Origin of the sequence: Turicibacter sp. TJ11 (assembly GCF_021497505.1) — a bacterium.
Lineage (GTDB): Bacteria > Bacillota_I > Bacilli_A > MOL361 > Turicibacteraceae > Turicibacter.
The window spans coordinates 2,181,695-2,206,903 of sequence record NZ_CP069349.1 but is presented as its reverse complement, the minus strand read 5'-3'; the positions used below and the strand labels follow the sequence as shown (position 1 = coordinate 2,206,903).

Here is a 25,209-nt window from a genome sequence, read left to right as displayed (position 1 = left end):
TTTACACCTCTGATAATAAATAAGCCCCCATTTCAGTGGGGGCTCTTTCATTTTAAAAATTATAAAATAATCTCTTTAATTTGATCATCTTTACGATCTAAATAGTGAACTGATTGAATACGACGAACAGTACGAGATTTCCCACGAATTAATAATGTTTCTGTTGTTGCCATTCCATCTTCACAAATAATTCCTTCTAATAAATCACCTTTTGTGATTCCTGTTGCTGAGAACATCACGTTATCGCTCTTTGCCATATCTTCTAATTTTAAAATTTGACCTGGTTTAACACCCATTTCATCGCAACGACGTGCTTCATCTTTACTCATACGAATATTTTCTTCTGTTTCACCTTTAACATCTTTACGTAAAACTAAACGTCCTTGCATATCTCCATCTAAAGCACGAATAACAGCAGCTGAAACAACACCTTCTGGTGCTCCACCAATTCCATAAACCATATCAACTTCACTAAATGGCATACAAGTTAAGATTGAAGCAGCAACATCTCCATCTGGAATCGCAAACACACGTACACCTAAAGCTTGCATTTGTTTAATTTGCTCATCATGACGTGGTTTAGCAAGTGTCATCACTGTCAAAGCTGATAATGGCTTGTTTACTGCCTCTGCTACACGACGAATATTTTCTTCTAATGATAAATTTAAATCAATAACACCTTTTGCTTTTGGACCAACAATGAGTTTTTCCATGTACATATCTGGTGCTTTTAAGAATGACCCTTTCTCTCCAACGGCTAACGTTGTCATCGCATTTGCTTGTCCCATTGCTGTCATACGTGTTCCTTCAATTGGGTCTACTGCGATATCGACATCATCACCAAATCCAGTTCCAACACGCTCTCCGATATATAACATTGGCGCTTCATCGATTTCACCTTCACCAATGACAATCTCACCGCGAATATTAATCTCATTTAATACGTGACGCATCGCAAGTACGGCAGCTCCATCTGCTGCGTTCTTATCTCCGCGTCCTAACCATTTATACCCTGCTAAAGCAGCTGCCTCAGTGGCACGAGAAAACTCAATTGCTAATTCACGTCTCATGTTGAAACCCTCCTAAATGATAAATTTCCTCTCTCATTATATCAAAAAATGTTAATTATTGCTGAACTTTCGATGATTTCTGAAACAATTTTCACTATCTTACCGCAGTCATCTTATCCATCAAAAACACTAAACTGTCTTACAAATGGCTGACCTTCGCAACTACTTAAAATTTCCTCATTTTATAGAAGCCTAATTAATTTTCGCTTCCTAAAACATTTAGCAAAACTTTAATCTATCAGATGTAGCCATAGAGAATATCTTTTTAACAAACTAGTAGAACACTATTTATCTAGTTTTTAACGAATCAAAGATATCTGTTACGGCATATAGAACCTCTTTTAAAAAATTCAGACAATTAAAATTTATGCTAAAAAGGTGAAAAAATGATCAGTTTCTATATAACTTTTACTTCTTCCCTATCTTTCATACAAAAAAATCACCTCTAATAAATTAAGAGGTGATTTTTTTTAAATAGCTTTAGCTAATGCATCAAAACTAATCGTTAACCATTCTTGGTATTTTTCTTTTTCTATTTGTCCCACTTGTAGAAAATGATAAGCTTCAACAATCATTGAATGAGGATAATCTTTTGGATCAAGTAATAAATGCTTTTTATCTTTTTCATATAAGTCCAAATAATGTTGACTAACTTCCTGTTCACGAATAGTAAACAAGAATTTATTTCCGATATATGCCACAAAAGCCCCAATGATAAGATAAAAAACACGATTTCCAATCACAATAGATCCTGTTGTTCCAATAATAGCAGCCCCTAAAGCTTGAACGGTTATAAAAATCATCTTCAAATCATAACGATTCATATACGTCCCAATATAAGAAGCAACCAAAACAATCATTGCTAGCTGGGAATCATTTTTAAATACGCTAATTAAAATAATAAATAAAATAACACCAACAAAGGTCCCAAGGAATCGATAAATTGTTTTCTGACGACTCTCCTCGAATCCTGGCTGAACAAGGGCAAGAATAGTAAAACAAAACCAACGTCCATAAGTCAGATTAAATAATTGAACAATAAATAACGAAAGTCCAACTAAAATAGCTAATCGAAGTGAAAATTTATAAGCATATGACTCTTTATCAATTCCCTTTACAAATTGTTTTAATAATCCCTGCTTATAAAGAGGATATTCTTGCTTTTTGGCACCCTGTAACACTTGAACTGCTTTTTTAAAATTAATGATTGAAACGGGCATTGCGTCCTTTTCCCACTTACTAATTAATTTGTTGGCATCTGATAAATCTCCTTCTTGTAGGTCTTTAATAAAGGTATAAAGTTCATTAAGTACTGTTTTATCAATATGCCCTGCTTTATAATCTTGGGCTACATCGTCTAATAAATAATACATTTTTTCAAATGCAATTATTTCAGTTATGCGATACATACTTTCTGGCGTTAACGGCCCTTTAAAACTTCGTCTATCGTATGTTACTTTCATAAATTGACTGACTCCATCTTGAAGCGACATCGCCTCTTCTGGATAGCTACGATTATCTCCTGCAATGATTCGTTCCATTCGCTGATGCAAACAGGTTAGTACCCTATCTAATTGTGTATTTAAAATGTTAGTGTAAGTATTTCGATTAAATACCCATTGTAATCCAACAATCATAAACGTCCCGCCAGTTAATGCAACTAGACGTCCAGGTAATTCACTTAATGTTGGAGGAGAATTCAGGGTTAAAAATAAATAACCTAAAATAAAAGAAAAATGATACGGCTTTTTATTTCCTGCTACGGTACCGTAAGTCACATAAAAAATAAAGAAGAAATTAATTACTAATCCTAGAATAGGATTTAATAAGGTTAAATAACTTAAAATTCCCATCAATAAATTAATGATCAATAATTCAATAGTTAACACGCCTAAGTTTTGTGTTAAGTCTTTTTCAGTAATAGCTAATCCAATGATTAAAACAACAATTCCAACCATCTTGTTAGTCACTCCAAAAATATTTTGAAAAAACATGACAAAGACCAAATTTAAAATAAACATAATTGTCTTTGAAATAAATTTTTGTTTCACTAGACCACCTTCCCCCCAAAAATTTAATATTGAATAATTTAACAAATAAGGATTAGAAAGTCAAATCATTATTTGTTAAATTATCTTTTGAAAGTTAATGTTTGGTCTATTTTTTATTATTTTATAAATCTTATAACCATTAAATGAAAAAATAAATTATATTGAATAATTGTAAAATTTTACAAAAATGAAATCGTTTTTCATAACTTTTTCAATTGTAAATACTGGAATATGGGGGTATAATTTCTCAATGTGAAAAAATTAGGAGGGAGTAGAAACGATGTTGTCTTACGAATTTCTATTTGACATTGCTTTAATTTTAATGAGTACAAAGCTACTCGGATTACTAACTAAAAAAATTCAATTACCACAAGTTGTAGGTGCCTTGTTGGCAGGATTATTACTCGGCCCGGCTTGTTTAAACATTTTACATGAAACAGATTTTATTCTCCAAGTCGCTGAACTAGGCGTGATTGTTTTAATGTTTACGGCAGGGCTCGAAACAGATATTAAAGAATTGAAAAAGACAGGAAAAGCTTCGATTGTGATTGCTATCCTAGGGATGATTATTCCCCTAGCTGGTGGATTCGCTCTTGCTTCAATGTTTAATAAAGGCGGAATCTCAGATGCAGCTGCTGCACCGCTATTACAAAATATCTTTATCGGAATTATTCTTACTGCGACATCGGTGAGTATTACGGTTGAAACATTAAAAGAACTCGGAAAACTAAATACTCGTGCTGGTAATGCAATTTTAGGTGCCGCCATCATCGATGATATTTTAGGAGTCATCGCCTTAACGGTCGTAACAAGTGCAACAAGTACAGATGTGAGTATCGGACTTGTATTGATTAAAATCGTATTATTCTTTATTGTTGGTGGGGTTGCCGGATTCTTATTCTCTAGAGCAATGGAACACAGCATGAACCGATATAATATGGATCTCAGACGATTCGTTGTTTTATCATTCGTCTTCTGTTTATTATTATCATTCTGTGCTGAACACTTCTTCGGAGTAGCTGATATTACTGGAGCATTCATGGCAGGGTTAGTTTTATCAAACACACCTCGTAAACATTACATCATGAATCGTTTTGAAACAACGGCTTATATGTTATTATCACCTATCTTCTTCGCAAGTATCGGAATTAAAGTTGTTATTCCAGAAATGACGCCGGCTTTAGTCGCCTTCTCAGTTGCTTTAGTTATCATGGCTATCTTAACAAAAATATTAGGTTGCGGACTTGGGGCTAAGCTATGTCGCTATACTACTAAAGAAGCCATTCAAATTGGAACAGGAATGGTTTCAAGGGGAGAAGTTGCCCTCATCGTGGCTAGTAAAGGTTCAGCCTTTGGATTAATGGGAACTGTCTTCTTTGGACCAATCGTAATTATGGTTGTTGTGACAACAGTTATTACTCCTGTCCTACTTAAAATAGTCTTTTCTAAAAAATCTAGTGTTGTTAACAACGAACCCGCTTTTGAGCAAAAAATCGCTTAATCAAAAAAAGACCAAACTTATTGAGGCCACTGAAAAAGGAGCTTATTATTTATAAAATAATAGGCTCCTTTTTCCTTATTCTCTATCATATCCATTTTTTGTATGAGATCCAATAAACTTATCTGAAAGATAGCTTGTTTTTCTGTCACTAACTTCACTATTCTCTTCGTATTAACGACAAAAGCTGTTAAATAGGCCTGGATTTTCATGCCGAAAAGTCCCGCGAATTTACATGTTTGAAATCCGTGAGACTGTTTTAACTCGGCATTTTTCGCCTCAATTTTATAACGTTGTTTTTTCCTATCCTTAAATTCATTTGTCTTCTGATAGTCGATGGCTTTTTGATGAATGTCCGATTTAAGGGTCATGGAATAAGTTTTAGATTTTGCCCCAGGTTTATAGCACCCATCTCTTAAAGGACAATGCTTACATTTTTCTATTTCAAAGTAATAGGTTAAACTCTGATTTGTTTTTTGATTTTTCTTTCCCGTACGGGCTTTTCTGACACTTAAATGTCCAGCTGGACATCTCATTTGTCCCGCATCTTTATTATATTCAAATCCTTCAACTTCTCGTTTTCCACCATTTAAGACAATTGGATTTAACGGCGTTACAGCCGTTATATTTTCTTGCTCCATGTACCCTAAGTTCTCTTTACTTGAATAGGCGGCATCCGCTAAGACTTCTTTCACTTCTATCCCGTTCTTTTTTGATTTTTCAACCAATGTTTTCAAATACTTTCCATCACTGACTTCACCCGTGGTCACTTCAATCGCTGTCATGAGACGCTCCTCCGTGATGGCTAGATGTGTCTTATATCCGGCAAACGCCTCAGTTTTAGATTTATAACCCATTTTAGCTTCTGGATCTGAGACAGAAAGAATGGCTTGGTAGGTTCCATTTTTTAGGATATCTAACGCTTTTTCTCTCGCTTCTTGAATCTGTCTATTTTTATCTTGATAGCGATGAGAAAACTCTATTAATTCTTGAGTATAAATGACCTCTTCTTCAAGTGAAGCAGTGGAATGAAGCTTTGGAGGAACATGATCCTTCACCTCAGGAACGTAACGATAAAGTTGTTTTCGGATATTTTTAGAAACCTCTCTTAAATTCTCAATGGGAGTTTTAACTTTATACTGACTTCGTGTATGTGTGGCATCCATGATCAGTGTCTTTGATGGAATTAAGTTCTTTTGAATCGCTTGGTTAATCACTTCACCTAATAAATCCTCTAAGATGTCCTCCTGATTTAATCTCAGTTTTCTGAACTTAGTTAAGGAAGACGGATGCATGAGTGGATCCTCGGGGTCTAAATTCAAAAAGTATTTATAAGCCATATTGACTTGAGCCTCTTGAATGACACGCTCATCCGACAGATTGTAAAGCATTTTAAGGAATAATAACTTAAACATGACTTCAGGAGAATAGGCAGGACGTCCATAATCAATGGAATAACGATCACTTAGTAACGGTGTGACAAATGAAAAATCAATCTGTTCCTCGATTAAACGTAAGGGATGATTTTTGGGAACGATTTTATCGTATAAGGGATGTCCTTGAGAAAGATTTAAGGATAATTGTTCAAAGTCTTTAATCATGATGAGCCTCCAAAAATGTCATTAGTCAAGTCATTATATCACAAATGATAAAAAAACACTGAAACCCTTCAAGCTTCAGTGTTTTCCTTTTTTTGTGAGTTGTTTTTCAGTGCCCTCAACTTATTTGGTCTTTTTTTATTCTCTAATAATAATATTTTCAGCTGATAAAGAGTAACCAAAAAGATATAAATCATCTGACTGTTCAAAATCTTCATCATCCGTGCCTATTGATTCAAATGAAAAGAGACTGCTAAACGAGGTCATACCGCTACCCGTAGTAAATACTCGAGTTTCTTTATAACATCCATTATAATCTCCTTCTATATCTGCCACAGTTGTAAATGTTTCATATGTTCCCCTTCCATCTTTATTCGTTTCAATCCGAACAATCTCTGTCATTGCTGTATATTCTTTTTCTTGATAACTAAATGTTTGTGTCCAACTATTTCCGACTTCAAGCGGCAATTTTAATAAAACTTTATTAGGTATAATCGAATTTAATAATCTGGAGTCTTTTAATTGATTATAAGGATCTTCATTATAAATCTGTTCAATAACCATTTCATCGGTAATTTCATAGGTTAATTGGAATAACCGATCCACGCTTTCTCCATACCCATCCGTCATCATCCCATCAAATATAATCTGAAAGACAGATCCAAATTCTTGAGCTTTTTTTAACGTTTGAAAGTGGCCATATTCAGCATACCCATTAAATAATTGATTCAGACCGACGGTTTTAGGAAAAATATCAAGTAACTCTTGATTATACGGATTTTCTGGAGCCATAGTCATCTCATCCGATTCTTCTTTCGGAATTTGAAGTTGATTTAAAATCTCATATGATTTAGCTTGGGTCTGGGATGGATAACTTTCTGCAATCGTGCCTGAAATGATTACACGTAATTTCATCCCCACTTCAACACCTTCGACATTTGAAACAGAAATTAAATCATAATCCCCCTCCATCCATTCTTCATAAGTCTTCACTAAGTCATCCATGCTGATTTCCTTTTTTTGAGATAATAACACCGAAGCCTCACTAATTTGAAGAACCGTCCCCTCTATCGTCATAGCATTGTCAACTTGCCAGATTTGCGAACACCCCAATAAGATGAGAATGAGGATTCCCCCACTAATCAACCATTTCTTCATCTTCTACCATCCTTTCATCGTTTCCGTTTACGTCCCCTAAATAAACATCGCATAATGAGTATGACCACGAATAAAATGACGACATATGGAACTAGCCCGATCAATTTAACTAATAACCAACGTGTCACTTGGCTAATTCGATTCAGTTGAACGGACAGCTCATTTTGAATCATTACTCCCCATCTTGAATCATCTTGGATTTCTTGCTCTTTCAGTTCAAAAATGATTGTCACTTTATTTCTCGCAACATCATCTTGAGCTTTCAAGGCAGACCATTTATCCATCTCTACTTGAACTCGTGCTAATTCTTCTTCGATTTTGATAATTTCGCTAACGGTCTCTGCCTCTGAAAGCAGTGTCTGATATTTCGATTGTTGCATACTTAAATTCGATAACCAACTATCTATATCTTCCGTTACTAAGACTTCACTATTAGTATATGTCTCCATCTGAGTAATTTGCCCTATGAGCTCAACCTGCTGTAAAAATTCTTCCACCTCTGTTGACTCAATTTCTAAGATACATGAACCCATGTAGCTTTCCAACATTTGATCTATTGCTACTAAACTAGATGACATCACCGTCCCCGATCCCTGTTGAACTAATACATTTAATTGTGATAAACTCTCACTAATTTGTGAAACATTCATTTTAATTGAAATATTAAAATACGTCTGAGATGACTCATCATTGATTAATGACGACGAAAGCGATGGGATTACCTCATCGCTTTCGTCACTTTCTATTCTTTCCTTAAATGATAATGGAATTAAACTAACAAGAATAAGTACCATAATTGCTGTTATCATCAACCAAAAGACACGCTTTAAAAAATTCCATACTCCCAAATCCGTCGCCCCCTTCAATAAGCTGGCTACGACTAGAACTTCAAATCATCTTTAAACATTGCTTTAAGTGCATCCGAAATGGTATCAACCCCAACAATCTCCATTCCTTTTGGAGCTGTCCATCCACCTATATTTTTCTTTGGAATAATTGCGCGCGTAAACCCAAGTTTTTTCGCTTCTTTGACACGCTCTTCGATACGAGAGACACGTCGAATTTCACCGGTTAATCCAACCTCTCCCATATATACATCGCCACTTGGCGTCATTTTATCTTTATAACTTGAAACAATACTTGCCACAATTGCTAAATCGACAGCCGGTTCATCTAACTTTACACCACCAGTTACTTTCACATATGTATCTTGATTTTGTAAGAAGAATCCCATACGTTTTTCAAGCACGGCTAAAATTAAAGACACACGATTATGATCCACTCCAGATGCCATTCGTTTTGGATTTCCAAATGAAGTCGGCGTTAATAATGATTGAATCTCAACTAAGATTGGACGTGTTCCTTCAATTGAGGCCATAATCGCCGTTCCTGGTAATCCTTTCGTGCGATCTTCTAAGAAGACCTCTGAAGCATTCGTCACTTCATCAAGCCCCTCTTCTTTCATATCAAAGATTCCAATCTCATTCGTTGACCCAAATCGGTTTTTAACTGCTCGTAAAATACGATACGTATGATGACGATCTCCTTCAAAATATAAGACAGTATCCACCATATGCTCGAGTAAACGTGGCCCAGCGATATTTCCATCTTTCGTCACATGTCCGACAATAAAGACTGAAATTCCACCAATTTTAGCAATTTTCATCAATTGGGCCGTACATTCACGAACTTGCGAGACACTCCCAGGTGCCGATGTTACCTCTGGCATATGAATCGTCTGAATCGAGTCGATAATGACAAACTCTGGTTTTAACTGTTGAATTTGACGTTCAATTAAAGTTAAATCTGTTTCTGCGTAAATATATAAGTGCTCACTACTTACTCCTAAACGCTCAGCACGAAGTTTAATTTGACGAGCAGATTCTTCTCCTGAAACATATAATACTTGAACATTTTTATGCGCTAAATCTTGTGCCGTTTGTAAAAGTAGTGTTGATTTCCCAATCCCAGGCTCACCCCCACACAGAACAAGTGATCCACGAACAATTCCACCACCAAGAACACGGTTAAGCTCACTCATTGATGTCTGAATACGTGCTTCCTCTTTTGTTTCTATCTCTTGTAGACGTTGAGGTTTTGCCATACTTTCACTTGCTACAAAGCCACGGCGCTGTTCTGCCTTTGTGGGCTTTAATTCCTCCACCATCGTATTCCATTCGCCACAACCTGGACATCTTCCGACCCATTTTAAACTTTCTGTCCCACATTGCTGACAGAAAAATGATGTTTTTGTTCTTGCTTTCGCCATAAAATGCCCTCCTTATAAACTATATTAATTTCTATCTTTAATTATCACATAACTCAATCAGATATCCTAGCAAGAGATAAATCTTTTTCATCCAGACGCATACAATATAATAGAGCGATATCAAACTATATGAGGACTAGTAAACTCACTTAAATTTACGATAATATTTCTATTTTACCTTTTTTCTAGTAAACTTATAGTAGTTTTTGAAAATATGACCTGAGGTGATGAAATGGAAGAAATCATTCAACGCGCCATCTTAGTTGGAGTCGATTTAAATAATGATAAAAATTTCGACTATAGCGTGGAAGAATTAAAAAATCTAGCTGAAGCATGCTCCGTTCAAGTCGTTGGCGTTCTAACGCAAAAACTTGAACGTGTGAACCCAGCTTGCTATATTGGAACAGGAAAAGTTGACGAGGTTGCTTTACTTGTTGAACAAAATGATGCTAATCTTGTCATCTTTAATGATGAATTATCCCCATCGCAAATTCGTAACCTTGAGCATGGACTACAATGTAAAGTCATCGATCGTACGATTTTAATTTTAGATATCTTCGCAAGCCGTGCTAAAACGCGTGAAGCACAACTTCAAGTTGAAGTGGCCCAACTTAAATATATGATGCCTCGTTTAATTGGACTTAATGCTTCCTTATCGCGACAAGCCGGTGGAATCGGATCGAAAGGGCCAGGGGAAAAGAAATTAGAACTTGATCGTCGTCGTATTGAAGAACAAGTTCATAAACTAAACAAAGAATTAGACTCTCTCGTTCTTGCCCGTCAAAATCAACGTAAACTTCGTAAACGCAACTCAACGCCAGTCGTTGCTTTAGTTGGTTATACGAATGCCGGTAAGTCAACAACAATGAATGCTTTACTGACTGTTTCAAATGCTCAATCAGAAAAATCTGTTTTCGAGAAAAACATGCTGTTCGCGACACTTGAAACATCAACTCGACACATTCAACTACCAGATAATAAACAATTTTTATTAACAGATACGGTTGGATTCGTTAGTAAACTGCCTCACCAGTTAGTCAAAGCATTCCGTTCAACACTAGAAGAGGTAACAGAAGCTGATCTTTTACTTCACGTCGTTGATTTATCCCATCCAGAGTTTCAAACTCAAATCGAGATTACCAATAAAGTTCTTGAGGAACTAGGGGTAAAAGAAACGTCAATGGTTTATGTTTACAACAAAGCTGATTTAATAGATGACGAGTTCACACCGAGTACAAAAGAAGCTGTTCGTATTTCAGCGAAAAACTTAACGAATATTGAGACACTAATTGATTGTATCAAATCACATCTTTTCAAAAATTATCAAAAAGTAACTTTCTTAATTCCATACGATCGTGGAAATATTGTTTCTTATTTAAATGAACATGCTAATATTTTAGAAACTCAGTATTTAGATAACGGAACACTTATTACGGCAGAGTGTTCAGAACACGATATTGAACGATTTAATCAGTATAAGGAAAAACCACTCAACTAACTTGAGTGGTTTTTTGCTAAACTCGTGGATACTTTATTTACAAATTATTTTGCCTGTATGGGTTAATGTTTTTATGACGTCTTCATTTGATCCCTTATAAAAGAAGAAATTTTTTTCATCTAATTGAATCACTAAGTAAGAAGAATCGACACAAAAATCATCAGGATTCATCATTGTGGATAACTCAACATAATAGCTTTTGTCTTGTTCCATTTCAATTGGAGTCACTTGATAATCTGACTCTATTTGGATGGATTGTATTTCATAAGTTAGATTTAGTTGATTAAATAGTTGCTTTAATTGCTCAAAAGGCGTCTTGATACCACGAAGTTGTACAGCAGACTCTTCTTCTAGCATAGCAATCGGGTTTGGTGATTGCTCTAATGGTTTGAATGGATTAATTAAAACAATAGCAACTAGACACGTCATCACTAAACCGATACCACCACCTAATAAATAGTTTGTTCGAAAGCGGGATTGATTTGACTGCTGTTTGATTGATTGAATCGTCTTTTCTTTCAACTGTTGATTGAGTTCAATCGAATCGAGTTGTGACTTTATTGCTGATTTAATACGCCCATCATCCATCGTATCACACCTCTCTTTCACTTATCATTTTCTTTAATTTTGTGCGCGCACGTGCTAAACGGCTTCGAACGGTTCCTTCAGGAATGCCGAGTATTTGAGAGATTTCTTCATAGGATAGCTCTTTATAATAAAATAATAAGATGACATCCTTATATTTCGTTGGAAGTTTCTGAATCATCTGATACAACTCTTGATATTCTTCCTGTTTTTCAATATCAAAAGGAGCTTCATAATCTGATTGTGGCTCTTGCCAAGTGCTAAATGTCGTGACACGTTTTATCCAATTTGTTCTTAATAAATCTTTACACGTATTAATCGTAATTCGAGTTAACCACGTTTTTTCACTACTTTGATGTTGAAATTTATGATAGTTTTTCATCACCTTATAAAAAACTTCTTGAAATACATCTTCAGCCAATTGTCGGTCTTTAATATAAAAATAAGCAATTCTATATACTTCTTGTCCGTAGTCTTCAATAAGTCTTTCCACTACCTGCTCAATTGGTTCATGGGTGTTTGAATTCACTCATTTCACCTCTTTCATACATTAGACGTTTCGTCTTGTTATTTCACTCCCATATTACTGACTAAATTATAACTAAAAAATAGACAGATAAAATCAATTTTTAATCTTTTTATTCAAAAAAGCGACTCTTTAATGAGTCGCTTTTACTATTTAAACTTACGATAACAGAGTTGAATCCATATCAATTAATGGATCTTCCTCTTTATTTTTTTGTTTTTTATGACGTTTTCCATCCATCACCACTTGAATCACTGCTGGATTACCGTCAGTTGATAAGCCCATTTGATCTGGGCCGACTAATTGCTCAATTAACTCTTTAAAGAAATTAAATTTATGATCTTCATATTTTGAAAGAATCTGAACTAATAACTCATTCGTTAAGTGAATCCCTTCTGCTTCTAAGTGATCACATAGTTCTTCTATAAAATCAGAGTCAGGCTCTAAAAATGACTCAAGCCCCAAATCCATATTCATATCTTGCTTCATCTTATGTCTCCTCTTCAAACTAAAGATTATCATTGTATACGCATGAACTAACTGCCTAGTTGCTTATAATCTCTATTATGACCTATTTCATCTAATTAAACAACTAAATTTCTTTGATAATAGCTGCCACTTACGACATCAATTCCAAAATCACTAATTAAATGTAGACTTGATTCATTTTCAATTTCTGAGCAACAAATCTTTACGTCCTTACTTGAGCAAACACTTAATAAAGACTTCATCATATGAAGGCAATTATTTGAATTTTTTAAGTATTGAATGAGACAAGAGCTAATTCGTAAATAATCAATATTTAAATTACGAATAGATCCCGTTAAAGCACCTGCTCCATACTCATCTAAGGCAATATTAATTTCTAATTCTCGCAATCGTTTAATTCCCTTTTGAATGAGTGTATTTTGTTCAAATAAAACATCTTCATTTATACTAATAATCAATTGATTCGGTTGAATTTCATACTTTTGTAAACAATTTAAAATTCTTGAAGGTAAGAGCTTATTCAACACGGTTTCTCGAGACAGTTTAATAAATAATGATAAAGGCTCATCGGTGCTTTGATTTTTTTCATGAACATATCGACATCCAGCTTCAAATTGATAAAACTCTTTTTCCATTGTCAAAATATGTGATGCTTCTGCTCGTTCTTCTGAAGATAAACGATTCAAAATGACATGGTCATCTAGTTGATGATGACACTCCACGCCAAATAACTGTGTTCCTTCTCGATAATAAAGAGGAGTATAAGCCAAGTTAAACTCTCCAGTTTGATAAGTAGCATCTAGTAATTGACGAATTTTCAATGAAATATTATGGCTCCAAGAAAGTTCCTGACAAAAACTCACGTCATAAGGTAAACGAACATTAGACTTTAAGATTAGACTGCAAAAATCACTTTTAACGCGCATCGCTGTTTCTTCAAATGAAGTAGTCGTATATCGTGGCAATAAAAAAGAAACATAATATGTTTGTTTAATCTTTTCATACCATAGTTCAACTAAGTGATTTAATTTTTGTTTCAGTTTTACTTCTTTGTGACAAGCATTAAAGTAAAACCAAATTCCTTCGTTTTCAACTGAGAAAGTAATGCTTTCTCCCATCCATTCATTAATAGTTTCAATGACCTGATTTAAAATCTGATTATTAAACTCACCATAGAAACAGTGATCTAACTTTAAGTAGCTTAACACTGTTTTTGGAGTATACTCCTGTTGGTAATAATCCGACAATTGATTAAAGTGAACTAATTTATATTTTTGTTGAGCTTTTAGTTTATTTAAACGTTGATAATACTCTCGGTAACTGTGATAAATACTTTCAGTTCGTTGCTTTAAATGTTGTTCTTGAGAGTGTATTAAATCATAGGTTTGACTTAATAATTCTTCAAAATCACTCGCCCATTCTAAACTTGAACGAATTCGTATGTCCTGACATAAAAAATGATAACCAAATCTCATCAAATGATGAAGATTTTTCTCAGCTAACGACTGAAAGAGTTCCTTAAGATAGCTAGATAATTGCTCGTCATTATCTTCAATTAAGTGGTAGGTTAAAAGATTAATTAACGAATAGATGCCGGTTTGATCGTGTAAATTCGACTCGTCTAAATTCAAATTCCATTTAATTTCTTTAGCTTTCCCTAATTGATACATTGAGTGATTATACATGGCTAGTTTATCTTCTTTATTTTTAAAATCAACAGATTCTTCGCATAACTTAATGACAGATTTATAGTCTCCTATAATATAAGCATTCAATAAATCAATTTTACCTTTACACTGATTAAAGGTTGATTCATACCGATAGTCCATAACAAATTGTTTAATTTTCTTAAAACCTTTTCGCTGACATAAAATTAACATCATATGAACTAAATGATCTAAGCTATAGATGGCCAGTAAAGGAATTTGCTTCTCTCGACTAAAAGAAAGTGCTGTTGTATAGTAATGATTGGCTTGTTGCAACTCTCCCATGCATTCATAAACATAACCTAATTCCCCTAAAACATAGCCTTTTAATAAATGATTCTCATCTAAGTACTCTAAGGCACAATGACATTCCACTAAATAAATCGCAGCTAAACTATAAAATTCATGTTCGAAATAATAGCGAGCCGTTAAAATTAATACAGGTACTAAATAGTCAAACTTCTGATTTTCACGATAATCCGTTAAAAGTTCTTCAACATTTGATTCTTCTTTTTCAAGCTCCTCATATAATACTTGTTTAATGCTTTTATAATTTTGTAAAAGATCACATGATTCTATGAAGTAATCAATTAATTGTTCTCTTGATACAATTTCCTCCACTTAGATTTCCCCCTACCTCAGTTAAACGCTTTCACATAAAGCTAATTATACTAATTAGCCCTTTAAAAATACATAGGATATATTGTGAGATTACCACGAATTAATTTCCTATAAAGTGTTTTTACCGAGTTCTTCTACTTAAGCCGATAAAATATCTCATCAATCTCCTCTTTTTGATAAGCAAATAGGATTGTTTCTTTGAGGCTGTTTAAACAGACTAATCTTTTTAATTATTAAGTCATCGTCATTTTTTCTAGACTCATTCCTCTCAAACTTATATCTTCCGATGATTTCTTAAAAATTATCATTATATAGAAACAGAAATGTATTTCATAGTTTTTTAATTCAAATACTTGTGGTCAAAATTCGTTAAAATGTATGTTAAAATAGTAGATATTAAACATACATTTTAGGATAGAAATTGGGGCAACTATGAATCAGACAGAATTAAAATTAATTGAAACAGCGATGCGTGAAACATCATCGAAACAACTTTATACTCGTTATCAAGTCATCTATTTACACTTACAAGGATATAAAAATGTAGAAATCGCTAGGATAGTTCCCTTTACTGCTCAGACCATCGGAACACATGTTAGAAATTATAAAAAATATGGACTTGAGGGATTAAACCCACGCCCAAAATCAGGCTGCCCGAAGAAACTTTCACCTGAGCAAGAAGCTGAGTTAATCCATACTCTCATCCATAAAACGCCCGCTGATGTTGGGATTGAACCGTACATGACTTGGGATTGTAAGCTATTATGCATCTGGGTGAAGCAAACCTTTGGAATTTCATTCTCTAAAGGGGGAATGCGTGACATGTTGTTACGCTTAGGTTTTAGCTACACACGCCCGACTTACTCATTAGCGAGAGCTAGTCAAGAAAAACAAGAGGGATTTAAACAGGAATTTGAACAATTAAAAAATTTTGATTCGTGGAGAGATTGATCATTTATTGTTTCAAGATGAAAGTTCTATCAGAGATTATCAATCATTAGTCAACAATTGGTTTCCTAAAGGAAAACAACGGATTATTCCTACTTACGGAAATAATAAAAGTGTCAAATTAATAGGAATCCTTAACTATGAGACAGGTCATGTTTATGTCCAGGAGGAAGAACGTTATACAGCAGATATCTTTTTAGAATTCCTCAAAAAAGTACTGAAACAATATCCAACGGGAAAGATTGTCATGATTTTAGATAACGCAAGAATTCATCACGCTAAACTCATCCAACCTTTTTTAAACGAACACAAAAATAGATTAAGGTTAATCTTTTTACCACCATATAGTCCAGAATTAAACTTAATTGAAGGATTATGGAAATGGTTAAAACAATCTGTGATTCATAACGTCTTTTATAAAAATATAAATGAGATTAGAAACGCTGTTCAAGGATTTATTCAACATATCAATGAAAGACCTTCGGAAGTGATCCAAAGACTCTGCGAAAAAATGTGAAAAACTTATCTGTTTCTATATATAAGTCATAATATTTATCATCCTTCAAAAAAATGCATAATAAAAAAATAATCTCCAAATTAAAATTTTATCTTCTACTATGAAAATAAATACAAACTCCCTCCACGAAGGCAGCTTTGAAAAGACCTCCCTTGTAGGCCTCGAATCTTATCATAAAATACCGTCAAAAGAAAGGCGACCTTCGACAATATTTGTTTGTCTTTAGCTGTTTTAAATTCCTTATTTTTTACGATAATAAATTATCCGACTCACTTTACCGTTGAATGTTCATCAACTCTATATCCTAAAGCAGCTAACTTTTTCAGGTATGAGTTAATTTTTTTCTCGGTATTAAATTGATGGTAGTAGTCGGATCCTAAATCAATAAATTCCTGGCCATCTTTCAACATATGATAGATGGCTATTAAAATAGAATGAGCGACCGCTAAGGTGGCTCTATTTTTTCCTCTTTTGACAGCGATTCGTTGATATTGGGCATGAAAAAAGCTATTTTTATTTTTAGAGGCTGATTTCGCAACTTGAGCGAGTGTCGATGTCAGTATCTTGTTTCCTTTGCGGGTTTTCCCGCTTTTTCTTTTGCCCGCACTTTCATTATTTCCAGGAGCTACACCTGCCCATGAAGCGAGATGTCCTGCACTGGGAAACTGATTCATATCCAATCCAATTTCAGCTAAAATAATTTCTGCACTCTTCTTTCCGATGCCAGGAATTTGTTCAAGTTTCTTAATGGCTTCCCAATACTCTGCCATATACGTATCAATGATGATGTCCATCTCTTCAATTCTTTCGGATCATTCGCGAAGATGTGTGAGAACTTGTTTCATCATCGTTTTTTGAAAAGGGGTTATTATTCCTTCCATCGCCTCTGTCACCTCTTTAACAGAAGCTGATATCCGACTGATTATTAAGGTTTCAGCTGTTTTTTCATCCATCATTTCATCATTGTTTAAAACATAATCTAATAGATTCATGGTTGTTTTACCTGTTATCGTTGAAAGAATCGAACTGATTTTAATATTGGCACCTTCTAACATTTTTTGAAGCCTGTTAAGGGCGCGGGCTCTTTCTTCAGTTATTGCCTTCCGATAACGTGTCGCTTCTCTTAATTCGCGTTGTTCACGACTTGGGATAAAACTTGATTTAAGTAAACCGTGACGGAGTAAATCAGCTAACCAAGCACTATCCAATACATCTGTCTTTCGGCCAGGAACAGCTTTAAAGTCTTTGGCATTAACAACCATATACTTTAATCCGCGCATTTCAAAAATATTGACAAGAGGTTTCCAATAAACAGAAGTCGACTCCATCGCAACCATTTCACATTTGTTTCCTTCAAGCCAATCAACCATCGCTTTGATATCTTTTGTTTTGGCACTAAACTCCTTGATTTCTTGCTTATGGCCTTTACACAAACAAGCCACCCATTTCATCTTGTGCACATCAATCCCACAACACGTTTGGTAAACAACATCCATCGTTTAAATTCTCCTTTGAATATAATTGACGTACAATATCAACTTCATGATTGTTATTCTACTATGCGTCCTCAGGGACAAAATGTGGTTCAAAGAGAAGTTGTCAGGACAGTCTATATATCGGTCTATTCGATCCAAGAAACATCGTCCTTGATTGTACAACGTATTGTGGACGATTCTAAAAATAACATTCAATGCACCGTTTATTTTCGTTTATTGTGGTGCCCTCCAGGCGTGATGGTCTATATAAAAACAGAAATGTATTTCATCATTGTATGTCAGTCTTAGTTAAACAATTACTTTAATACTGAGGTAGACTATCGTCCAGGGGTCACCTACCATGCGCAGCATGTCTCCTCCTTTGGTAGGGTACAGGCCACCTACCATTTTCTAGGAAAATGTATCTACCGTTAGTAGGGCATAAAAGTTTTCCGATATGAAAAACTTATCTGGACTTATATATATATAAAGAGGAAAAGATTTCATATACAATAAAACAGGCCTAGTTGATTAATTTGATTGGTATAAAGACTAACTATAGTGGCGTTAAAATTTTTTCAATAATGAAAAATTTATCGCCACTTATATATCTTTAATTAAACACATATTGATCATGTGTATAAATGTATTTTAAAACATCATCATACGTAATTACTGCTTCAATCCGATCATCTGGACGACCGCTTTCTGTTAATAATAAAGCATCTAATTTATTTGGTGAGGATTGAAATAAATTCCAAGCTCCATAAACAGTCATAGATTGGGCGATAAACTCATACTGAGATTTTTTTTCATATTCTAATAGATCTTTCACACTTCCTGAAAGCTCGATGGTGTTGTTTTCAATATGTTTTTGTAACCATTTTGCGATTCCTCTTGAAGTAACGAGTCCCACAAATTTATCATTTTCATAAATCGGAAGTTTTAATATTTCTTTTTCTCCTGAAACTTTTAAAACATCCGCAATCGCATCAGCAGCATTAAATTTAATCACTTCCGTTTTAAAAACAATCACTGTTGAAGGATCCACTAGCTGTTGTTCAATAAATTTCATTCGCTCAACGACTTCATCGCTTGGATAAGCAATCAATTGTTCAAAATCATCCGTTTGATGAACAATAATATTACGTAATTTTCGGAATAAATGCAGCTCATCTAAATAAAGATGAATCATTGGATGTTTCTTAGCTTTATAAAGCAAATCGCTAAATGAGACATTATCATCTGAATTGGTATATTTCTTTAGATATTTATGTATATGATTAAATGACTCAATGAATTCTAAATAACCTGCTTGTTCTGTCATCTTTATACCTCCAAAATATATAATGGCTGATACGTTAATTTTCCATTAATACTCAAACTTTCATATAAAATCATATGATTAATCGTTTCTTCCTTTTTGATTTTCAATTTTTGTGATAACTCGTCAGGTGAAGCGAGTAATTTTGCATTTCTACATAAGGTGACATGAGGGCGATAAACAAAATCCTCATCTTTCACTAGATTGGCTTGAACTAAGCCAAGTTGTAGATTTTTCGCTAAATGAGTTAATTTTTCGTTAGACTCCGGACCTACATACACAATATATCGATTCTTCTTTTTGAAATAACCAAGATGATCAAACACCAGATAAATTTTTTCAAACTTAATCGATTTCATCACATCAATTACTTTTACAATATCTGAATCATTCATCATCCCAAGAAATTTAAGTGTTAGATGAAAATTATCGTATGCTGTATATCTAGCAGTTTCACAATATTTTTCAACGATTTGTTGATGTTCTTTAAAATAATCTTTAAGTTCATCTGTAAAACCTATACCAATAAATAAACGTTTCATCATTTCACCTAACTCATCTTTTCTATTAGGATACTCTAAATTAATAAAAACTATTTGTCAGTTTTACAATATTCAAACGAATTTTATAAATCTAACAGAAAAATAAAAAATCTACTCCTAGAGTAGATTTTATTTATTAATATCAAAAATAATCGGTTCGTTTGATAGAGTGACTGTTTTATTTTTAACGATAACATCTTGTTGAGTGAGTAAATTTTTATACGTACCATCAGCTACGTCCATGAAAAGATCTCCTGCTTTTAAACTAAAATTAAAAATCGCAAGTCGTTGTTTTACAGAACTTTCATAACTTAAGTAAACAGTATCACCAACCGTACCTAATTCAATTTCGTAATACCCCTCACTCATGACAGGATCTTTCTTGATGATAGCCAATTGTTTCATTAAATCAGCCATTCCCGCTTCATTATAATGAGACCAATCAACTTTATCCACATCAAATAGACTTGGCTGATGTTGACAACTCGCTTCTTGACCTGCATAAATCATGGTTGCACCTTTTTGTAAATAATTAAAGGCTGTCCACATGTTTAATTGCTCTTTAGATTGAACGAGCGAAGCAATACGTGCTTGATCATGATTTTCTAAACAACGTAATTTTACATAATTACCTGGATAAATGTACTCTTGTAGTTGAACTCGCTTCACATACTCAGCTAAAGATGATTTTCCTAATAGATAATCTTTAAAGTAACAATAAACATCATAGTCATAACAAATATCAAATGCTTGATATAACTCACTGTCGCTACAAACCTCATATCCTAATGAGCGTACGCCTTTAATAAATCCACCATCGACACTCTCTGCTAACCAAATAAAATCAGGATTAATCTTAGCAACCTCACTTCGAGCCTTTATCCAAAACTTGATTGGAATAAAAGAAGCGACATCACAACGGTAACCATCCACTCCAAGCGCTGCCCAATACTTTAAGATATCGATCAGTTCATCCCATAAGGCAACATCTTTCGTATAGTCTAAATCTGTGACATCAGACCAATCACCTATTCGATTCGCAAACTCACCTTCATCATTTTTATAAAACCACTCAGGATGTGTTTTTAATAAAACGGAATCGCGTGAAGTATGGTTATAAACGACATCAATCATTAATTTCATCCCATGTTCATGGGTCGCTTTAATTAAGTCTTTAAAATCTTCAAGCGTTCCATACTCAGGATTTACTTCACGATAATCTTGTATAGAATAAGGGCACCCTAAGCTACCTTTTTTATCTTTCTTTCCAATTGGATGAATCGGCAATAAATAAACAATGTCTACCCCTAGCTCTTTAATTCGCTTTAAATCATAAATTAGTTCTCTAAACGTTCCAGTATGATTATGATTTCGGTTATAAACCTGATAAATCACTGATTGCCGTAATGATAAATTTGTATCTAACGCCACCTTGATCCCCCCATTAATGAACTCTACTTCTAATATATTCTCGTCCTTTTAAAATAAGAATGAAAAATCATTGACTTCAATTGTATCCGATTCCACATTAAACAAAAGAAAAAACTCGAAATATTTCCGAGTTCTATAAAATCTGCTAATCATTAATCTTAATCAAATTATCCACAAGTTTTTATCAGACTAATATTAATCGATATTCATTTCCTAATAAATTAACGTTAAAAGATATTGAATGGAAAAACATGCTGTCATCATCACACTGACTAAAGCTAACATCGTCAGACCACCTGTTATTCCACTAATCAAAGGAAATCTTTCTTTCATCCAAGAATAAATGATTTGTGTCCCTAATCCCATAAAAGAAAAAAACAAATAAATCCCTACATGAAGAAACATCATCTGAACAAAAAATGAAAATGTTAGAAACAACATGGATGCATTTGCTATGATTAAAGCGATCACAGATACAATGACATTAAATAAAACAAATTCTATTTTTGTATAATATGGTCTGATGACCTTAAATAAAAAACCAACGATAAAAAATAAGATTGGAAAAATAACTAAACCTAACATCCTAATCCCCCTTAAGACTTTACTAAGTTTTGCCTCATAATAACACAATCCTTTATAAAATGAAAGGGATTCCTTTACTGTAACCCGTTAACTAAATTTTAGGAGTGATTAATTAATAACATAACGAGATAAATGAATACTTTTATCATCCTTTCTATCCTTAAGATAAACTAAAAGTAAAATAAAAAAAGTTTAGGCTAATAACCTAAACTTTTTTATTATTATTTTTTACGCATTGTTGGGAATAATAATACATCACGGATTGTTGGAGAATTAGTTAATAACATAACTAAACGGTCGATACCAATTCCAAGTCCTCCTGCTGGTGGCATACCATATTCTAATGCTTCAATGTAATCCACATCCATTTCAGATGCTTCATCATTTCCTAATGCTTTTTCAGCTAATTGTGCTTCAAAACGCTCTTTTTGATCAATTGGATCATTTAACTCAGTGAAGGCATTTGCATACTCACGAGCGTCAATAAATAATTCAAAACGATCCGTAAAACGAGGATCTTCTGCATTTTTCTTCGCAAGTGGTGAAACTTCTACTGGATGTCCGTAGATGAATGTTGGTTGGACGATTTTTTCTTCAACAAATGTTTCAAAGAATTCGTTGATGATGTGTCCAACTCCTGTAAAGTGTGCAGGTACTTCTACGTTATGTTCTTTAGCGATGGCTTTAGCTTCTTCGAATGTCATTTCTTTGAAGAAATCAACACCTGTAATTTCTTTAATGGCTTCAACCATGTGCCAACGTTTCCATCCAACAGCTAAGTTGATTTCATGTCCACCGTAAGGCACTGTTGTTGTTCCTAAAACTTCTTGTGCAATATGGGCAATCATGTTTTCTGTTAAATCCATCATTGTCTCCATATCACCGTAAGCTTCATACAGCTCAATTGAAGTGAATTCAGGATTATGACGAACTGAAATTCCTTCATTACGGAAGATACGTCCGATTTCATAAACTTTTTCAAGTCCACCAACTAATAAACGTTTTAAGTGTAACTCAGTCGCAATACGTAAATATAAATCCATATCTAATGTATTATGATGTGTTTCAAATGGACGAGCTGCTGCTCCACCTAATGTTGTATGTAAAATTGGAGTTTCAACTTCTAAATATCCTAAGTTATCTAAATAACGGCGCATCGCAGTAATCACACGTGTACGTGTAATAAACGTTTGTTTACTTTCTTCGTTCATGATTAAATCAACGTAACGACGACGATAACGCTCTTCAACGTCAGTTAATCCATGATATTTTTCAGGTAATGGGCGTAACGCTTTTGTTAATGGTGTATATTCTTTAACTTTAATTGATAACTCACCAACTTTAGTTTTAAATACTACTCCGCGTACTCCAACAATATCACCTAAGTCAGCTTTTGTGAAGAAATTATACGCTTCTTCACCAACTGCATCTTGGCGTACATAAATTTGAACTTGACCTTTTACGTCTTGAATATGAGCAAAACCAGCTTTACCTTTTCCACGCTTCGTGCGGATACGTCCAGCAATCGCTACTTCAATTTCTTTTTCTTCTAATTCTTCTTTAGAAAACATTCCGTACTCTTCAACTAATTCTGAAGATAAATGTGTACGATCAAATCGTTGTCCAAATGGATCAATTCCGTGTTGACGTAAATCTTCCATTTTGTCACGTCTAACTTGTAATTGATCGTTGATTTCAGTTATCGACATCTGAATCACTCCATCTATATAACTTTTTTTCATTTTTTCATTATAACACGCAAAAGCATATTTTGTCTTAATTATTGTCCATTTAGGGAAAAAATATTCAAATCATATAAAAAAGGGAGTGTTAAACCGTAACACTACCCGCTCCTCAAATAAATAACCACTTAACCTCAAAAACTCACACGCTTCATCGCCCAATACTTTGTAGTTATTCACTACTCATTATAAAATGAAGTTAATTAAAAAACAAGACCTAGAAGGAAGCGGTCACAATTCATTCATTTACTTGTTTTCATTTAACCTAGTTGATATAATAACTTCAAATTAATGGAAGCAAAGGAGGGAGAGTTAGATGCAAACCTTTAAAACTACTGGCGTATGCGCTAAAGAAATTCAATTTGATATTGAAGACAACAAAATTAAAAGTGTTAACTTTATTGGAGGATGTCCAGGAAATTTAATTGGTATTACTCATTTAGTTAAAGAGATGGAGATAGAAACTGCCATTGCTAAATTAAAGGGGATCTCATGTAAAACTAAAGAAACTTCATGTCCTGATCAGTTAGCTCAAGCACTTGAAAGCTATCTAAATCAATAATAAAACCAGTCTACTCGACTGGTTTTATTATTTTATTGTTTAAAATTTCATAAAAACTAAAAGATTTTAAATAGATAAGCTCGATGACTGTAAGTCTTTTGCTGCCTTCAACGTATTACGAAGTAACATCGTAATCGTCATCGGCCCTACTCCACCTGGAACTGGTGTCATATAACTCGCTTTTGTTGAGACTTCATCAAATGCAACATCCCCAACTAAACGCCCTGTCTCTAGACGATTAATCCCAACATCTACAACAACTGCTTGATCTTTTACCATATCAGCTTTAATAAAGTTAGGTTTTCCAATCGCTACAATTAAAATATCTGCTGATTTTGTCAATTGAGATAAATCCTTCGTTTGAGAATGACAAATCGTTACCGTCGCATTTTCATCTAAAAGTAATTGAATTAATGGTTTTCCAACAATATGACTACGACCGATGATAACTGCGTGACGACCTTTTAATTCAATATCATAATATTTTAATAACTCGATGACACCTGAAGGAGTACATGGCTTTAAGCAATCCATCCCCGAAACTAAACATCCTACTTGATACGGATGAAATCCATCGACATCTTTTTTGACAGAAATCATTTCGATAATTTTTTCTTCATTGATGTGTTTTGGTAATGGCAGTTGAACTAAAATTCCATGAACAGAGTTATCTTCATTTAATTGTTGAATTAATTCAATTAAATGATTCTCGGTCGTTTCAACCGGCAATTCAATGACCGTTGACTTAAAGCCGACGGCTTCACAGGCTTTTTTCTTATTTTTTACATAGGTCATCGATGCTGGATCGTTTCCAACAATGATAACAAGTAAATGAGGTGTGATCCCCATTTCTTTTATAAATTCTTCCGTTTCCTGGGAAATTTCTGCTCTGATTTGTGATGAAACTAATTTTCCATCCATTAACTTCGTCATGATGATTCCTCCTTTAATGGATCTTATTTTTCCTCATTTGAAAACTTATATTATATCATCATTAGCTGATTAAAAATAAGT

At 33.9% G+C, this 25,209-nt stretch carries 22 protein-coding genes; 4 read left to right on the top strand and 18 right to left on the bottom strand.

The genetic code is table 11. From position 1 onward, the window contains the following. Positions 1–59 precede the first annotated feature (59 nt). Positions 60–1,070: a class II fructose-bisphosphatase gene (gene glpX, locus JRC48_RS10535; RefSeq protein WP_055243076.1), complete on the bottom strand. Its 1,011-nt coding sequence runs from the start codon at positions 1,068–1,070 to the stop codon at positions 60–62. A gap of 470 nt (positions 1,071–1,540) precedes the next feature. Beyond that, complete coding sequence (locus JRC48_RS10530) at positions 1,541–3,121, bottom strand: FUSC family protein (protein WP_055275515.1); 1,581 nt, start codon at positions 3,119–3,121, stop codon at positions 1,541–1,543. Positions 3,122–3,401: 280 nt separating this feature from the next. On the opposite strand from JRC48_RS10530, the gene JRC48_RS10525 reads away from it, so the two are divergent. Beyond that, positions 3,402–4,622: a cation:proton antiporter gene (locus tag JRC48_RS10525; protein ID WP_055275513.1), complete on the top strand. Its 1,221-nt coding sequence runs from the start codon at positions 3,402–3,404 to the stop codon at positions 4,620–4,622. Between the two features lie 17 nt (positions 4,623–4,639). Here JRC48_RS10525 and JRC48_RS10520 read toward each other — a convergent pair whose 3' ends face one another. The 4 genes from JRC48_RS10520 to radA all read right to left on the bottom strand — a co-directional run bounded on the left by JRC48_RS10520 (position 4,640) and on the right by radA (position 9,644). Next, the gene (locus JRC48_RS10520; protein WP_235069477.1) at positions 4,640–6,220 is read right to left on the bottom strand and encodes an IS1182 family transposase; all 1,581 of its coding nucleotides are present in this window, start codon (positions 6,218–6,220) and stop codon (positions 4,640–4,642) included. Between the two features lie 135 nt (positions 6,221–6,355). Next, the gene (locus JRC48_RS10515) at positions 6,356–7,375 is read right to left on the bottom strand and encodes a YobA family protein (protein ID WP_235069476.1); all 1,020 of its coding nucleotides are present in this window, start codon (positions 7,373–7,375) and stop codon (positions 6,356–6,358) included. Positions 7,376–7,389: 14 nt separating this feature from the next. Further along, positions 7,390–8,223: a DUF4349 domain-containing protein gene (locus tag JRC48_RS10510; RefSeq protein ID WP_235069475.1), complete on the bottom strand. Its 834-nt coding sequence runs from the start codon at positions 8,221–8,223 to the stop codon at positions 7,390–7,392. Positions 8,224–8,255: 32 nt separating this feature from the next. Further along, positions 8,256–9,644, bottom strand: a complete 1,389-nt coding sequence (gene radA, locus JRC48_RS10505; protein WP_068759265.1) for a DNA repair protein RadA — start codon at positions 9,642–9,644, stop codon at positions 8,256–8,258. Positions 9,645–9,876: 232 nt separating this feature from the next. Here radA and hflX point away from each other — a divergent pair, with 232 nt between their 5' ends. Beyond that, positions 9,877–11,142 (top strand): GTPase HflX, encoded by a 1,266-nt coding sequence (gene hflX, locus JRC48_RS10500; protein ID WP_235069474.1) that lies wholly within the window; start codon positions 9,877–9,879, stop codon positions 11,140–11,142. 33 nt (positions 11,143–11,175) lie between these two features. On the opposite strand, the gene JRC48_RS10495 is transcribed toward hflX, so the two are convergent. The 4 genes from JRC48_RS10495 to JRC48_RS10480 all read right to left on the bottom strand — a co-directional run bounded on the left by JRC48_RS10495 (position 11,176) and on the right by JRC48_RS10480 (position 15,069). Next, entirely contained in the window at positions 11,176–11,730 is a 555-nt protein-coding gene (locus JRC48_RS10495; protein ID WP_235069473.1) for a hypothetical protein, read from the bottom strand. A 4-nt stretch (positions 11,731–11,734) separates the two neighbouring features. Continuing rightward, entirely contained in the window at positions 11,735–12,256 is a 522-nt protein-coding gene (locus JRC48_RS10490) for an RNA polymerase sigma factor (RefSeq protein ID WP_235069472.1), read from the bottom strand. Between the two features lie 156 nt (positions 12,257–12,412). Continuing rightward, complete coding sequence (locus tag JRC48_RS10485; RefSeq protein ID WP_235069471.1) at positions 12,413–12,742, bottom strand: hypothetical protein; 330 nt, start codon at positions 12,740–12,742, stop codon at positions 12,413–12,415. Positions 12,743–12,837: 95 nt separating this feature from the next. Further along, positions 12,838–15,069: an EAL domain-containing protein gene (locus JRC48_RS10480; RefSeq protein WP_235069470.1), complete on the bottom strand. Its 2,232-nt coding sequence runs from the start codon at positions 15,067–15,069 to the stop codon at positions 12,838–12,840. 432 nt (positions 15,070–15,501) lie between these two features. Here JRC48_RS10480 and JRC48_RS10475 point away from each other — a divergent pair. After that, a protein-coding gene (locus JRC48_RS10475) for an IS630 family transposase (protein WP_235069469.1) occupies positions 15,502–16,534 on the top strand; the annotation gives its coding sequence in 2 pieces (ribosomal slippage) (positions 15,502–15,999 and positions 16,001–16,534; 1,032 coding nt in all). A 269-nt stretch (positions 16,535–16,803) separates the two neighbouring features. Here the strand turns inward: JRC48_RS10475 and JRC48_RS10470 are convergent. From JRC48_RS10470 to lysS, 7 genes are all read right to left on the bottom strand, one after another. Further along, on the bottom strand, positions 16,804–17,328 hold the full coding sequence (locus tag JRC48_RS10470; RefSeq protein ID WP_235069468.1) for a transposase: 525 nt from the start codon (positions 17,326–17,328) through the stop codon (positions 16,804–16,806). An 18-nt stretch (positions 17,329–17,346) separates the two neighbouring features. Next, positions 17,347–18,030, bottom strand: a complete 684-nt coding sequence (locus JRC48_RS10465; protein ID WP_235069189.1) for an IS110 family transposase — start codon at positions 18,028–18,030, stop codon at positions 17,347–17,349. 592 nt (positions 18,031–18,622) lie between these two features. Beyond that, positions 18,623–19,336: a CBS domain-containing protein gene (locus JRC48_RS10460; RefSeq protein ID WP_235069467.1), complete on the bottom strand. Its 714-nt coding sequence runs from the start codon at positions 19,334–19,336 to the stop codon at positions 18,623–18,625. Positions 19,337–19,338: 2 nt separating this feature from the next. Next, on the bottom strand, positions 19,339–19,875 hold the full coding sequence (thpR, locus tag JRC48_RS10455) for an RNA 2',3'-cyclic phosphodiesterase (RefSeq protein ID WP_235069466.1): 537 nt from the start codon (positions 19,873–19,875) through the stop codon (positions 19,339–19,341). A gap of 129 nt (positions 19,876–20,004) precedes the next feature. Continuing rightward, positions 20,005–21,306 carry an alpha-amylase family glycosyl hydrolase gene (locus tag JRC48_RS10450; protein ID WP_235069465.1) on the bottom strand — a complete coding sequence of 434 codons (1,302 nt, stop codon included), beginning with the start codon at positions 21,304–21,306 and terminating at the stop codon, positions 20,005–20,007. Positions 21,307–21,519: 213 nt separating this feature from the next. Continuing rightward, positions 21,520–21,891 (bottom strand): hypothetical protein, encoded by a 372-nt coding sequence (locus JRC48_RS10445; RefSeq protein WP_235069464.1) that lies wholly within the window; start codon positions 21,889–21,891, stop codon positions 21,520–21,522. Between the two features lie 221 nt (positions 21,892–22,112). After that, positions 22,113–23,600, bottom strand: a complete 1,488-nt coding sequence (lysS, locus tag JRC48_RS10440) for a lysine--tRNA ligase (protein ID WP_235069463.1) — start codon at positions 23,598–23,600, stop codon at positions 22,113–22,115. 349 nt (positions 23,601–23,949) lie between these two features. On the opposite strand from lysS, the gene JRC48_RS10435 reads away from it, so the two are divergent. Further along, positions 23,950–24,195: a TIGR03905 family TSCPD domain-containing protein gene (locus JRC48_RS10435; protein ID WP_235069462.1), complete on the top strand. Its 246-nt coding sequence runs from the start codon at positions 23,950–23,952 to the stop codon at positions 24,193–24,195. Between the two features lie 66 nt (positions 24,196–24,261). On the opposite strand, the gene folD is transcribed toward JRC48_RS10435, so the two are convergent. Next, the gene (gene folD / locus JRC48_RS10430) at positions 24,262–25,128 is read right to left on the bottom strand and encodes a bifunctional methylenetetrahydrofolate dehydrogenase/methenyltetrahydrofolate cyclohydrolase FolD (RefSeq protein ID WP_235069461.1); all 867 of its coding nucleotides are present in this window, start codon (positions 25,126–25,128) and stop codon (positions 24,262–24,264) included. Positions 25,129–25,209 lie beyond the last annotated feature (81 nt).